Here is a 12,961-nt window from a genome sequence, read left to right as displayed (position 1 = left end):
AAGTACAAAAATGACTAATAGCAAACCAAAGGTTTATCCGGCTGAATTTAAAGAGTCAGCAGTTAAATTAGCAATTGAGTCCAAGCGACCTGTGTCACAAACAGCTAAAGAGTTAGGTATTACTAGAAATACTCTATATACTTGGGTAGATAAATATTCCAAACCTAAAGAATCAATAATGCGAACAGATGAACATCTCTATGATGAATTAAAAAGATTAAAGAAAGATTTAGCTAGGGTAACGCAGGAGCGTGATCTATTAAAAAAGGCTGCCGCGTACTTTGCGAAAGAGTCCCAATAAAGTACGCATGGATAAAGAAGCATAAAGGTGATTTTTCAACTGCGATTATGTGCAAATTTATGAAAGTATCACGTAGTGGCTATTATGAATGGTTAACTACCCCTGAATGCAATAGGGACAAAGAAGATAATGCTTTAACCTGTAAGATTAAAACAATTTTTCAAGAAGGTAGAAGGAATTATGGATCTAGACCCATTAAAAAGGAACTATCTAGACACGGTATAATTGTTAGTCGGAAGCGGATTGCAAGGCTAATGAATGAAGCTGGTTTAGTATGTAAAAGCAAACATAAATTTAAAGCAACTACTGATTCTAGTCATAATAAGCAAGTTGCTCCTAATTTATTGGATAGAAAGTTCAAGGTCTATGCTGCTAATTGTTATTGGGTTGGGGACATCACATATGTTCCAACTGAAGAAGGTTGGCTGTACTTAGCAACCGTTATTGATCTATTTTCTAGGAAAATTATAGGGTGGTCAATGAATAGTAACATGAAAGCTGATTTAGTTAATAATGCTCTGCTAATGGCAATATGGCAACGTAAACCACCTAAAGGACTTATTTGGCATACTGATAGAGGTAGTCAATATTGTTCTGATAGCCATTCAAAACTTACAAAACAACATGGTATTATACAGAGTATGAGCGGTAAAGGAAATTGTTGGGATAATGCTGTTGCTGAAAGCTTTTTTCACACTATAAAAACAGAACTAATTTATCAATATAAATTTAAAACTAGGGAGGAAGCAAAATATGCCATATTTGAATATATAGAAGTATTTTATAATCGTATAAGGATGCATTCAACTAATGACTATCTATCACCTGTACAATACGAGAAAATGCAAAAATGTGCCTAAACAAACTGTCCGGAAAACTGTTGACAGATCACAGCTCCAGAATATTGATAATGTACAAGCTCAATTTTCTTACTGTATTGCTTTGACAATAACGTGTCATCTCCCACTAGTTAACCACTCTGCACTGCAAGTGCAGAGCTTAATATTACGGCATGAATGCCTCATGTATGTACTAACTTAAAAGTTAGAAACTATTTGTGTATGGCTCATTTAGAAAGTGTCACAACACAAAAAAATATATCTGTGAAGTGTAAGATTTTGTTAAAAAATATCCTATCTTTTCTTGATAAGATATTTAAAATTTATGTTGAAACGACGCACTGCAAGTGCGGGGTTTTTCTCCCAAAGTGGGACAGTTAACCACTCTGCACTGCAAGTGCAGAGCTTAATATTACGGCATGAATGCCTCATGTATGTACTAACTTAAAAGTTAGAAACTATTTGTATATGGCTCATTTAGAAAGTGTCACAACACAAAAAAATATATCTGTGAAGTGTAAGATTTTGTTAAAAAATATCCTATCTTTTCTTGATAAGATATTTAAAATTTATGTTGAAACGACGCACTGCAAGTGCGGGGTTTTTCTCCCAAAGTGGGACAATAAACAAGAAGCTTCCCTATCAATATATTTTGACACTTCTCTGTAGATCCCGCTAGGGCGGAAATCCTTACTATTTAACCATCGACTTGCACTATCATGAGATAGGTTTATTGGACTTACTTCAGATAATGCTTTACCACTATATCTTACGCTACTTGCTTGTAAAAATGATTTATATAAGTCTTTGCTACATTTTGATCTTGCCATGCTTAACTAAAACTCTTTCTTGCTAGATTAACATATTTTTTGCTAAGTGCGAAACTCCTGTCAATAACAACCAGCTGAAGCTGGTGGGTTGATATCTAGACTGGAAGTCGCTATTACTCTAAAGAGATATTACTAACGCCTGTGCATTATCTCTCTGATCCTAACTCTTAGGTTACCCTGCAGTATTTTATAGCGATATTTAGTGATTCAAACAACATTAAAGCGATGGTAAAATACAGTGTGGCTAGTCTTGTTAAAATATCATATGTTCAAGTTATAGTGAATTGAAATATTAGAACAAGGACTAAAGTCTTTCCCAGCTGAAGCTGGGGGTTTTAACCAAAAAGGTGACTATAAATTTACTGCAATCTATTCATTCAAATCCCCCCTATTATAGTGAAGCAGCCATTTATAGCCCTAATGTTACAGGAGTGATTGGTAGATTAATGATAGATCCATTTACCCTGCTGCTAACTTCAACTAATGCTAGAGATTATCAAGCAATAGAAGACAAAATGAGTAAAGGAATGAGTGTAAGTGAGGCAATTAATAACATACTTAATGAAAGAAGAGTAGTTTAAGTGAGTATACAGTAAAAATTGTACAGTAGGATGAAATAGATATTTTATAATTATGATAACTATTAGTACTGGAATTATTTGTAGACGTTGTTTAATAATTTTTATTATATGTTTTACAAGTACAAGTTATGGAGAGCTTAAGCAAGAAGTAAAAATTAAAGACTATGGAGTTAGGGGGCATATATTTCCAATCATTGAACAATCATTATTAGAAACAATTATTACAAAACTTAAAATTACTGAGCAAAGTGGTTTATTAGAAAAAATGCAAGAAGAATTTCAAGAAAGAGTAAAGCAGAAAATAATAAGACCGGTACCAGTTAAGAATTTAAGCAAAGCTAGCAAAAATACAAGCAGGCTATATGATCCAAGCTTTACACAAAGTACTGATATAAAAAATCAAGCTGGTAAAATAATAGTTAACCACTCTGCACTGCAAGTGCAGAGCTTAATATTACGGCATGAATGCCTCATGTATGTACTAACTTAAAAGTTAGAAACTATTTGTGTATGGCTCATTTAGAAAGTGTCACAACACAAAAAGAATATATCTGTGAAGTGTAAGATTTTGTTAAAAAATATCTTATCTTTTCTTGATAAGATATTTAAAATTTATGTTGAAACGACGCACTGCAAGTGCGGGGTTTTTCTCCCAAAGTGGGACAATAAACCCATTTACCGTTTAATTTAATATAAGTCTCATCCATTCTCCAACTACTACCAACTGGCTTCTTTCTTTTTCTAACCACCTGATCTATCAATGGTACAAATTTTATAACCCATCTTTGTAATGTAGAGTGATCAATTTTTGCTCCCCTTATACTCATCATTTCTTCCAAATCTCGATAACTTAAAGAAAATCGGCATTTCATATAGACAAATAACATTATTATTTCTGGTGAAGAACAAAATCCTTTGAAATATGATAATAATCTTGCAGTAATACGAAACATCTTAACATCTTTTTTAGATCATTATATCAATCTTTTTTCTATTGTCCAACATATGCGACAGAACCGTAGAAGTATCTCCAACAACCAATCCGCAGACTGAGCAAAAGAGACCGGGGTTTGTTGTTGGCTCAGCAGATATCACAAATGCACTAGCAGGGTTGAGAAAAGCAGTTACTTCTTCTCAAAAAGAAACAGAAGCACCTACACCGAATTTGGGGGTAAAAAAAACAGATACACATACTAGGTAACCGACAAAACAGTGCAATCCAGCTCAATAGTCTTCGATGTCATTCCTAGCTAAAAGTAGAAATTCAAAAAATAGTCTGCAAAAGTTATATAGTTATGATATACTAAACCTCAATTTCGGATTAATTTTATTGTCCCACTTTGGGAGAAAAACCCCGCACTTGCAGTGCGTCGTTTCAACATAAATTTTAAATATCTTATCAAGAAAAGATAAGATAAGATATTTTTTAACAAAATCTTACACTTCACAGATATATTTTTTTGTGTTGTGACACTTTCTAAATGAGCCATACACAAATAGTTTCTAACTTTTAAGTTAGTACATACATTAGGCATTCATGCCGTAATATTAAGCTCTGCACTTGCAGTGCAGAGTGGTTAACTAATCTAGAATTGGAATGACAACGAGAGTGCTTAATAAAAAAGTAAGTATTTTATACTAAAATTGAGGAAATTATGATATATTGCAAACAATCTAACCAAACATCTTATCCTTTTGTCTTACCGGAATTACCTTATGGTAAAAGTGATTTTGTTCCGCATTTTTCCCCTGAAACTTTTGACTACCACCATGGGAAACACCACCAAACATATGTAACTAACCTGAATAATCTTTTACAAGATAATCAGGAATTGCAGAAAAAAAGTTTGGAAGAATTAATAATTTCTACAAGCATAAAACCAACTGAAGCAGCCATATTTAATAATGCAGCACAAATATGGAATCATACTTTCTTTTGGCATTCTATTAAGCCTTCAGTTGGAGGGAAGCCTACTGGTAAGATATTGGAACAGATAAATAAAGATTTTGGTAGTTATGAGAATTTTGCTACTGAATTTAAGCAAGCAGCAGTAAGCCAATTTGGTAGCGGCTGGGCGTGGTTAGTCTCTAATAATGGAAAATTACAAATAGTAAAAACTAGTAATGGTGAAACTCCTATTACTAAATCTATGAAACCTCTGCTTACCTGTGATGTTTGGGAGCATGCATACTATATAGATTATCGTAATAAGCGTCTAGACTATGTCTCAGTTTATATAGAACATATGATTAATTGGCAATTTGCTGAAAGTCATCTTTGAAACTTAATTTTAGAAAAAATACAATCAATAATTAAGGTAATTAGTTATGAAAAGAAAGCATACTGATTAGAAAAATCATTAGAAAACGTAAAGGAATATCAAGACCTTTGTTCCTATGAAGATTCACAACACTACAGCGAACTAGAAAAGCATGAGGTTCTGTCGCATATGTTGGACAACAGAAAAAAGATTGATATAATGATCTAAAAAAGATGTTAAGATGTTTCGTATTACTGCAAGATTATTATCATATTTCAAAGGATTTTGTTCTTCACCAGAAATAATAATGTTATTTGTCTATATGAAATGCCGATTTTCTTTAAGTTATCGAGATTTGGAAGAAATGATGAGTATAAGGGGAGCAAAAATTGATTACTCTACATTACAAAGATGGGTTATAAAATTTGTACCATTGATAGATCAGGTGGTTAGAAAAAGAAAGAAGCCAGTTGGTAGTAGTTGGAGAATGGATGAGACTTATATTAAATTAAACGGTAAATGGGTTTATTTATATAGAGCACTAGATAGTCTTGGTAATACTGTAGACTTTCTGCTACGTAAGCATAGAGACAAGCCTGCAGCACTTGCATTTTTTCGTAAAGCCTTTAGAGAGAATAATTTTCCTGAGAAAGTAGTAATTGATAAAAGCGGTAGTAATACGGCTGCTCTTAATGATTTGAATACAGAAGTTCCTAAAGATTATAAAATTAAGGTTATTCAGACCAAATACCTGAATAATCTTGTAGAACAAGATCATAGGTTTATCAAAAAACGTACAAAGCCAATGCTTGGTTTTAAGAGTTTTCATTCTGCAGAAATGACTATTACCGGTATAGAAAATATTCGTATGATGCAAAAAAGACAAATAATTGGAGCTAATGATAATCTTTCTACTTTTGAGAATTTTGCTATGTTAATGGCATCATAATGTCCAAAACCTTAGTTTTAACAATCTTGATGTAGTATGATTTATAGATGCGACAAAACCGACTAACTAGTGTATACTACTGTGATTTAAAAAATTGGTATACGATAGAATCAAAATTAACAATAGTATACACTCTAATTTCTTTTAGATAAATGATAAATAACAAAAATTACTGCTAATGAAATCGCTAATGCAAACCAAGTTATGGCATATTCTAAATGATCATTTCTGACATTCAGCAAATTTTCAATCGACAAACTTTTAAGAATATCAGATCGATTGTTATTACCCTCCATAACTAAATAAAAATCTTCTAATTTTAAGCCAAGAACATCAGAGGCTTGAGTTAAATCCAAGGTAAACCAAACATTATTTTTAACATCATTATCCAGTACAAACAGCTTTGTTTTTTCACCGGGAAGAATTACACCTGTGATTTCCATAGAGTTATTTATTATATTATCAATATTTTTTTTATGCCTCCCAGCAAACCACCCTAGTACAACCAAGATTATCTTGTTATCATCAGTTTGAAATGGGGTAACTAAATAATAACCATCTTTTTCAGTGGACATTGATCTGCGTCCATAAAGATGTAAATTCTTACCCTCTAGAAAATAGCCGTTCGCCCTTATTTTAGCATATAATTTATTCCCACTAAGTGTTTTTATATTAATTGGCGGATTATTAAGATTATTTTTCATTGAACTTAAAAACAGTTCTTTTTCCTGTAATCTAGCAATTTGCCAAAACCCAAGTGATAAGAGAATTACAAATGCTAATATAGTAAGTAATAAAGGTAATAATTGAACTTGGCACTTACCGATTTTTAAAGTATTTTTTTTTAAAGTTTGTAACACTATAATTTCTTCATTATTTCTAGTAGTGATTTTAGAGTAGCTAGTTCTCTTTGTCTATTGAGTATATATAAAAAACTCCAAATTAAATAGCTCTAATGCTTCTGTTAATGATTTGGGGAATGACACTAAATTATATTGTTGATCAAAAGCATTGCCATATATTTTGTTGATATTATTTATTTTATCAGGAAATTTTAGACCTAGAAATATAGAGTTTAAAATAGTAAAGATTGCTAAATAAGGATCAGTTAGCGGATTTGCTATTCTATGCTCTAGTCTTTTAGGAGAGAGGTCAGGGATGCGCAGTGCAACAGTTCTATTATTATTACCAAAAGATACATTAGTTGGTGCCATAAAATTCTTATCCAAACGCAGGTAATCATTCTCATTTGGCATGAATATCAAGAAAGTGTCAAGCATATAATGACAGATACTTTGACCCATTAGATCAATATTAAGTATACAATTCTCCAAATTATTTGGAGATATAAAATTTACATGAAAATGCATACTACTACCATAATCATTTGCAAATGGTTTGGCAGAAAAATTTATATTACCTCGTAATTTTTCTGCAATAATTTGTATTTTAGACTTAGTGCTAATAATTTTTTCTATATACTCAATTATGTTAGTGGAAGGCGGCAAATCTACCTCAAATTGATTAGCTCCTTTTTCTTTCTTAACGGCTATTCCAAGTAGAGTCTGAAATTCGAGTGGATCAATATTTTTGCTTAAATAAAATTCTATTTCCACTCCGATGCAAGCTATTAGCGAGTAGTCTGTTCGAAATTTCTTAATGATTTTTTGTAAAGCATTGTTCTTTTGCAAATGATCTGATAGTGTATGGATAAATTTCTGTAGGGTGACCATATGGATGAGTTTATAAAAAATAAAGTTTATTATAAAATTTTTGATGGAAGCTTCAAGCAATCTAGTCATATTTATAGTAAAAAAAATAAGTTGGGTGATTCTAGGACCTTAGAAAGTGTCGAGAATAATCGGCTAACAGTAGTTAAACATTATGATGCCAAGAACATTGTTATCCTACAGCAAGTTCATGGTAACAAAGTTATTGATGCTGATAGTGATATTGAGACTGATCCCGAAGCTGATGGGGCAGTTACTACCAAAAAAAATCTAGTACTAACAGTACAAACTGCTGATTGCGTTCCTATTCTACTTAGTAGCGAAGATGGTAAGGTTATAGGGGCAGCTCATTGTGGTTGGCGTGGAGCTAAAGCTGGTATCACTAATAATTTGGTAAAACTAATGCATGAGAAAGGAGCAAAAAATATTAAAACTATTATTTGCCCTAGTATTCAACAATATTCTTATGAGGTAGACCAAGAATTTTACGATAATTTTATAAAGCAACAGGCTAAGAACTCAAAGTTTTTTAGTAGCTCTTTGAGAACAAAGCATTATATGTTTGATTTACCAGCTTATGTAGAACTTCAACTGCAAAAAGCTGGTATTAAAGATATAACAAGGATGCTAGAAGATACATATACTAATCCTGAGAAATATCCAAGTTATCGACGTTCCTACCATACTGGAGAATTATATAACCGTACCATATTATCCACCATTGTAATTAAAGGATAAATAACACTAGATGAGAATCAACTACATGGGAAACATATTTGTATTTATTTGTTAGATAGTATATAATATGTATACTTCTCCTACTTCAAGAGTAAGTTTGCACTGAGGTTAATTATGGATAAATACTATGAATAATAATAACTTAAAAACAATAGTTGAAACAAAAACATTAACTCATGCTTTGGCTTTTGCCAATTCTGTGGTAGAAAAACGTAACGTAATTGCTGAGCTTAGTCATGTTAAATTATCATCTAAGGATGGTAAGCTAGAGCTAATAACTACTAACATGGAAATATATTTAAGCCAAAAAGTAGCAGCTCAAGTAATAAGTGAAGGCGAAATAATGGTATCTACTAAAACATTAAATGACATAATAAGAAAGATATCTGATAATGATGTAACACTTAGTGTCTCAAATGAAACAGATCAACTTGAAATTCTAGGAAAGAATTGTGCTTTTAACCTACTAACCCTACATGCTAACCAGTTCCCTGCGTTAGATGATATTAATGTTGAAGCTACTTTAAAAATATCTTGTAGTGATTTTGTTAAAATGATCGACGGTACTTTGTTTTCGGTATCCGTTGATGAAACTCGTTATAATCTTAATGGTGTTTATTTCTACGTAAAAGATGAAGAATGTTGTATGGCTAGCACCGATGGGCATAGATTATCAGTGTCAGTAGTAAAAATAGTCAATAATGCTAGCGAATTTGGAGTTATTTTACCTAAAAAGACTCTCGAGGAAATTGTTAAGATATTGAAATACCCTAAGAATATTCAGCTGGAGACTGAAATTTTTCTAAGTGTTAATAGGATTAAATTTGTTTGTAATGATATTATAATGGTATCAAAACTAATTGATGGAACTTTTCCCGACTATCAAGCTTTTATCCCAGTAGAGAACAACTATAAACTTACTATTAATACCAAGTTGCTAGCTGATGCTATAGATAGAGTAGCGACAATAACTATAGACAAATTTCAAGCAATAAAATTGATTTTATCAAAAAACTTGCTTGAAATTACCGCTTCTGGAGAAACAAGAGGTGTGGCTAAAGAATGTATACCATGTTCTCTAGATGAAAGTAATTTATGCATTTTTGATCATGAAGATACTCTGTCTATAGGTTTTAATCCTAAATATCTTACTGATGCACTAAGTGCTGTGTTAAGTGCTACTAAAGCAAACCAAGTTGAGCTATACTTTTTAAATGCATCATCACCAATGTTATTGAAAACCCTTCAGAATCCTAAAGATGTTTTTGTGATTATGCCAGTTAAGGTTTAATATTTACCTGAATTCGATGTATAAATAACACGAAAAGGTTTTAGCAAAAACCGTCATTGCGAGGAGGTACAAAGTGCCGACGTGGCAATCTTGTGAAGAAGAGCTTAAATTACCTCGAGGTCGCCTAATAAAGGTAGATATTATTTCATGAGATTGGTCGCGTTGCCGCTTTTTCGCGACTCCTCGCTAATAGACGATCAGCAGCCATTTTAATAATGGTTATATAAAAAATGTAGGGTACTATGAACAAAAGGAATTTATATAAATGTCTAAATCTTATAATATTATCCACCATGAATTTGATGTAGTGGTAGTTGGAGCAGGTGGGGCTGGTCTTAGGGCTACTTTTGGTATGGCGAAAGAGGGCTTAAATACTGCTTGCATTAGTAAGGTTTTCCCAACTAGGAGTCATACTGTGGCTGCCCAAGGGGGCATTAGTGCTTCTCTTGGTAATATGGGGCAAGATGATTGGCGTTGGCATATGTACGATACAGTAAAAGGCTCGGATTGGTTGGGTGATCAAGACGCAATTGAGTATATGTGTAAACATGCAGCTGCAGCAGTGCTAGAGCTTGAGCATTATGGAGTACCTTTTTCTCGAACAGAAGAAGGCAAAATTTATCAACGTCCCTTTGGTGGCATGACAACAAATTATGGTAAGGGACAAGCAGCTCAAAGGACTTGTGCTGCAGCAGATCGTACTGGTCATGCAATATTACATACTTTATATCAACAGGCTTTAAAAAATAAAGCCCAATTTTTTATCGAATATTTTGCCCTTGATTTATTAATGAATAATGGAGAATGTGTAGGGGTAGTTGCTTGGAATCTTGATGACGGAACAATTCACTGTTTCCATGCTCACTTAGTGGTATTAGCTACTGGCGGGTATGGTAGAGCTTATTTTTCTGCAACAAGTGCTCATACTTGTACTGGTGATGGAGGTGGCATGGCGGCAAGAAGTTCTATTGCCTTGCAAGATATGGAATTTGTCCAATTCCACCCAACTGGTATATATGGAGCTGGTTGCTTAATTACCGAAGGTGCTAGAGGAGAAGGTGGGTATTTAGTAAATTCTAATGGAGAGCGATTTATGGAACGATATGCTCCCGCTGCTAAGGATCTTGCTTCAAGAGATGTAGTATCAAGAGCTATTACCATGGAAATCAGAGATGGTAGGGGGGTAGGGGAGCATAAAGATCATGTATTCTTACATTTAGATCATTTACCGCCGGAAATTCTTCACGAACGTTTACCCGGTATTTCAGAGACGGCTAAAATTTTTGCTGGTATTGATGTAACTCTTCAGCCAATACCTGTATTACCAACAGTGCATTATAATATGGGGGGAATACCAACAAATTACCATGGGCAAGTTATTGATAAAGATCAGGATGGTCATAACAAGATTATTCCTGGGTTAATGTCAATCGGTGAAGCTGCTTGCGTTTCAGTACATGGGGCCAATCGGTTAGGATCAAACTCTCTGCTTGATTTAGTAGTATTTGGTAGAGCCGCAGCACAAAAAGCTGCTGAAATTGTTAAAGTAGGGCAAAAGCATAAAAGATTGCCGAAGTCTATATTGGATAAAATAATTAGCAGATTTGATGGTATACGTCATGCTAAAGGGGGTCTACCAGTAGCTGACTTAAGACTTAAAATGCAAAAAATCATGCAAAATCATGCAGCGGTATTTAGAATTCAAGAGGTTCTAGATGAAGGAATAGAAATGATTGACCAAGCAAGAAAGGAATATGCAAATATTCAGGTTAATGATAGATCATTAATATGGAACAGCGACTTGGTTGAAGCATTAGAACTAGCTAATTTATTAGATCAAGCGGTAATTACTGTGCACTGTGCAGCGGCTAGAAAAGAGAGTAGGGGAGCTCATTCTAGGGAGGATTACCCAGAGCGTAATGATGAAGAATGGATGAAACATACACTCGCTTGGATTGATGAGAAAGGTAAGGTGAGGTTAGATTACAAACCTGTAACTCTTACAACTTTGACAGATGAAGTAGATAGCATTTCGCCAGCTAAACGAGTTTATTAAGAATATGCTAAATTCACTAAAATTATGCCAAGCTTTAAATGAAAACAGGAGTTTCGCAGTTAGCAAAATTGCGAATCGGCTCTGTACAAATAAGTGTGTAAATTTTTCAAAGGTTATATAAAAATATAATATAACAAAAGGAGAAATTATAATGCACCAAAAACAAAATGAAGCAATGAATCAAGCGATAGATTTATTAATAAATAATGATACAGATATATCAACATTACTTAAAGAGGATGGTTTATTAAAACAATTAACCAAACGGCTTGTAGAGAAGGCATTGCAGTCAGAGATGAATAATCATTTAGGATATGATAAATATTGTCATACTGATAGTGATAATGTTCGTAATGGTAGGAATGTAAAGAATCTAGTAACAAATAATGGAGTTGTAGAGATTGAGGTTCCAAGGGATAGAAGTAGTACATTTGAACCTGCATTAATTCCGAAGCGTCAAAGACGTATTGAAGGATTTGATGATAAAATAATATCATTATACGCTAAAGGAATGAGCTTATCTGATATTAAGATTCAAATGCAAGAATTGTATGGAGCTGACGTTAGCGAAAGTTTGATAAGTCAAATTACTGATGATGTAATTGAGGATGTCAAGATATGGCAAAGCCGACCATTGGATCGAGTATATGCTATAGTATTTTTTGACTGTTTAGTAGTAAAAGTACGTCAAGATAAACGAATTATCAATAAGTCTGTATATGTAGCATTAGGTATTGATTTATCTGGAAGGAAGGATATTTTAGGATTGTGGATCAGTGAAAATGAAGGAGCGAAATTTTGGCTTGGTAATTTTACTGAGATGAAGAACAGAGGTATGCAAGACATGCTTATTGCTTGCAGTGATAATTTAACCGGTATGTCTGAGGCAATAGAAGCAGTTTTTCCGAAAACCGAACATCAATTATGTATTGTACATCAGATTAGAAATAGTTTAAAATATGTATCATATAAAGACCGAAAAGAATTAGCGTCTGATTTAAAGCCTATATATACTGCTAGCACGGAGGAAGAAGCACATCTTGCTTTAGAATCTTTTGAAGCTAAATGGAGTAAACAGTATCCACAAATTGCTAAATCTTGGTATGTTCATTGGGAAAATTTAATGGTTTTTCTAGGATACCCTGAGGCGATAAGGAAAGTAATATACACAACTAATAGTGTAGAATCTGTCAATAGCCAATTACGTAAGGTTACTAAGAATAAACGGGTTTTTCCAAATGATAATGCTGTTTTTAAGACCTTATATTTGGCAATTGATTATATGACCAAGAAATGGGTTATGCCGATTCCAAACTGGAACGCAGCTATGGCTCACTTTTTGATAAAATTTGAAGGTAGAATTTAAGCCCTATGAAAAATTTACA

Annotated in this window: 17 protein-coding genes and 2 pseudogenes; 14 read left to right on the top strand and 5 right to left on the bottom strand. The window is 33.2% G+C overall.

All coding sequences use genetic code 11. The annotated features are described in order from the left end of the window. Positions 1–10: 10 nt before the first annotated feature. From AAHN00_RS04995 to AAHN00_RS04975, 5 genes are all read left to right on the top strand, one after another. Positions 11–301: a transposase gene (locus tag AAHN00_RS04995; protein ID WP_342270937.1), complete on the top strand. Its 291-nt coding sequence runs from the start codon at positions 11–13 to the stop codon at positions 299–301. Next, entirely contained in the window at positions 259–1,161 is a 903-nt protein-coding gene (locus tag AAHN00_RS04990) for an IS3 family transposase (protein ID WP_342272567.1), read from the top strand. The genes AAHN00_RS04995 and AAHN00_RS04990 overlap by 43 nt, the downstream gene beginning before the upstream one ends. Continuing rightward, positions 1,154–1,342 (top strand): hypothetical protein, encoded by a 189-nt coding sequence (locus AAHN00_RS04985; protein WP_342272303.1) that lies wholly within the window; start codon positions 1,154–1,156, stop codon positions 1,340–1,342. The genes AAHN00_RS04990 and AAHN00_RS04985 overlap by 8 nt, the downstream gene beginning before the upstream one ends. A 20-nt stretch (positions 1,343–1,362) precedes the next feature. Then, a complete protein-coding gene (locus AAHN00_RS04980) occupies positions 1,363–1,521 on the top strand; it encodes a hypothetical protein (protein ID WP_342272012.1) in 159 nt (52 codons plus the stop codon). A gap of 87 nt (positions 1,522–1,608) precedes the next feature. After that, on the top strand, positions 1,609–1,809 hold the full coding sequence (locus tag AAHN00_RS04975; protein ID WP_342272302.1) for a hypothetical protein: 201 nt from the start codon (positions 1,609–1,611) through the stop codon (positions 1,807–1,809). Here the strand turns inward: AAHN00_RS04975 and AAHN00_RS04970 are convergent. After that, entirely contained in the window at positions 1,710–1,970 is a 261-nt protein-coding gene (locus AAHN00_RS04970; protein ID WP_342271599.1) for a hypothetical protein, read from the bottom strand. The two genes, AAHN00_RS04975 and AAHN00_RS04970, sit on opposite strands and share 100 nt — an antisense overlap. 353 nt (positions 1,971–2,323) lie before the next feature. On the opposite strand from AAHN00_RS04970, the pseudogene AAHN00_RS04965 reads away from it, so the two are divergent. The 3 genes and pseudogenes from AAHN00_RS04965 to AAHN00_RS04955 form a co-directional block, all read left to right on the top strand. Next, positions 2,324–2,551, top strand: a pseudogene (locus tag AAHN00_RS04965) (conjugal transfer protein); the annotation flags it as partial. A gap of 52 nt (positions 2,552–2,603) precedes the next feature. Further along, positions 2,604–3,041 (top strand): hypothetical protein, encoded by a 438-nt coding sequence (locus AAHN00_RS04960; RefSeq protein ID WP_410521415.1) that lies wholly within the window; start codon positions 2,604–2,606, stop codon positions 3,039–3,041. 36 nt (positions 3,042–3,077) lie between these two features. Further along, a complete protein-coding gene (locus AAHN00_RS04955) occupies positions 3,078–3,242 on the top strand; it encodes a hypothetical protein (RefSeq protein ID WP_342272300.1) in 165 nt (54 codons plus the stop codon). On the opposite strand, the pseudogene AAHN00_RS04950 reads toward AAHN00_RS04955, so the two are convergent. Then, positions 3,217–3,504 (bottom strand): annotated as a pseudogene (locus tag AAHN00_RS04950) (IS6 family transposase); the annotation flags it as partial. The gene AAHN00_RS04955 and the pseudogene AAHN00_RS04950 sit on opposite strands and share 26 nt — an antisense overlap. A gap of 357 nt (positions 3,505–3,861) precedes the next feature. After that, on the bottom strand, positions 3,862–4,041 hold the full coding sequence (locus AAHN00_RS04945; protein ID WP_342272299.1) for a hypothetical protein: 180 nt from the start codon (positions 4,039–4,041) through the stop codon (positions 3,862–3,864). A 165-nt stretch (positions 4,042–4,206) separates the two neighbouring features. On the opposite strand from AAHN00_RS04945, the gene AAHN00_RS04940 reads away from it, so the two are divergent. Both AAHN00_RS04940 and AAHN00_RS04935 read left to right on the top strand, forming a co-directional pair. Then, positions 4,207–4,833 carry a superoxide dismutase gene (locus AAHN00_RS04940; protein ID WP_342272298.1) on the top strand — a complete coding sequence of 209 codons (627 nt, stop codon included), beginning with the start codon at positions 4,207–4,209 and terminating at the stop codon, positions 4,831–4,833. Positions 4,834–5,053: 220 nt separating this feature from the next. Then, positions 5,054–5,761, top strand: coding sequence for an IS6 family transposase (locus tag AAHN00_RS04935; RefSeq protein ID WP_342272297.1), 708 nt, complete (start codon positions 5,054–5,056; stop codon positions 5,759–5,761). Positions 5,762–5,895: 134 nt separating this feature from the next. Here AAHN00_RS04935 and AAHN00_RS04930 read toward each other — a convergent pair whose 3' ends face one another. Both AAHN00_RS04930 and AAHN00_RS04925 read right to left on the bottom strand, forming a co-directional pair. Then, complete coding sequence (locus AAHN00_RS04930) at positions 5,896–6,588, bottom strand: SURF1 family protein (RefSeq protein ID WP_410521432.1); 693 nt, start codon at positions 6,586–6,588, stop codon at positions 5,896–5,898. Positions 6,589–6,675: 87 nt separating this feature from the next. Continuing rightward, complete coding sequence (locus AAHN00_RS04925) at positions 6,676–7,494, bottom strand: glutamine synthetase (protein WP_342272295.1); 819 nt, start codon at positions 7,492–7,494, stop codon at positions 6,676–6,678. On the opposite strand from AAHN00_RS04925, the gene pgeF reads away from it, so the two are divergent. The 4 genes from pgeF (at position 7,495) to AAHN00_RS04905 (ending at position 12,942) form a co-directional block, all read left to right on the top strand. Beyond that, positions 7,495–8,229, top strand: coding sequence for a peptidoglycan editing factor PgeF (gene pgeF / locus AAHN00_RS04920; RefSeq protein WP_342272294.1), 735 nt, complete (start codon positions 7,495–7,497; stop codon positions 8,227–8,229). It begins immediately after the preceding gene. A 127-nt stretch (positions 8,230–8,356) separates the two neighbouring features. Beyond that, positions 8,357–9,520, top strand: a complete 1,164-nt coding sequence (dnaN, locus tag AAHN00_RS04915) for a DNA polymerase III subunit beta (RefSeq protein WP_342272293.1) — start codon at positions 8,357–8,359, stop codon at positions 9,518–9,520. 265 nt (positions 9,521–9,785) lie between these two features. Next, positions 9,786–11,576 (top strand): succinate dehydrogenase flavoprotein subunit, encoded by a 1,791-nt coding sequence (gene sdhA / locus AAHN00_RS04910; RefSeq protein ID WP_342272292.1) that lies wholly within the window; start codon positions 9,786–9,788, stop codon positions 11,574–11,576. 151 nt (positions 11,577–11,727) lie between these two features. Beyond that, a complete protein-coding gene (locus AAHN00_RS04905) occupies positions 11,728–12,942 on the top strand; it encodes an IS256 family transposase (protein ID WP_342270940.1) in 1,215 nt (404 codons plus the stop codon). Positions 12,943–12,961 lie beyond the last annotated feature (19 nt).

The organism is Candidatus Tisiphia endosymbiont of Parasteatoda lunata, assembly GCF_964030955.1.
Classification (GTDB): domain Bacteria; phylum Pseudomonadota; class Alphaproteobacteria; order Rickettsiales; family Rickettsiaceae; genus Tisiphia.
This window is presented reverse-complemented; position numbering and strand designations above follow the sequence as displayed.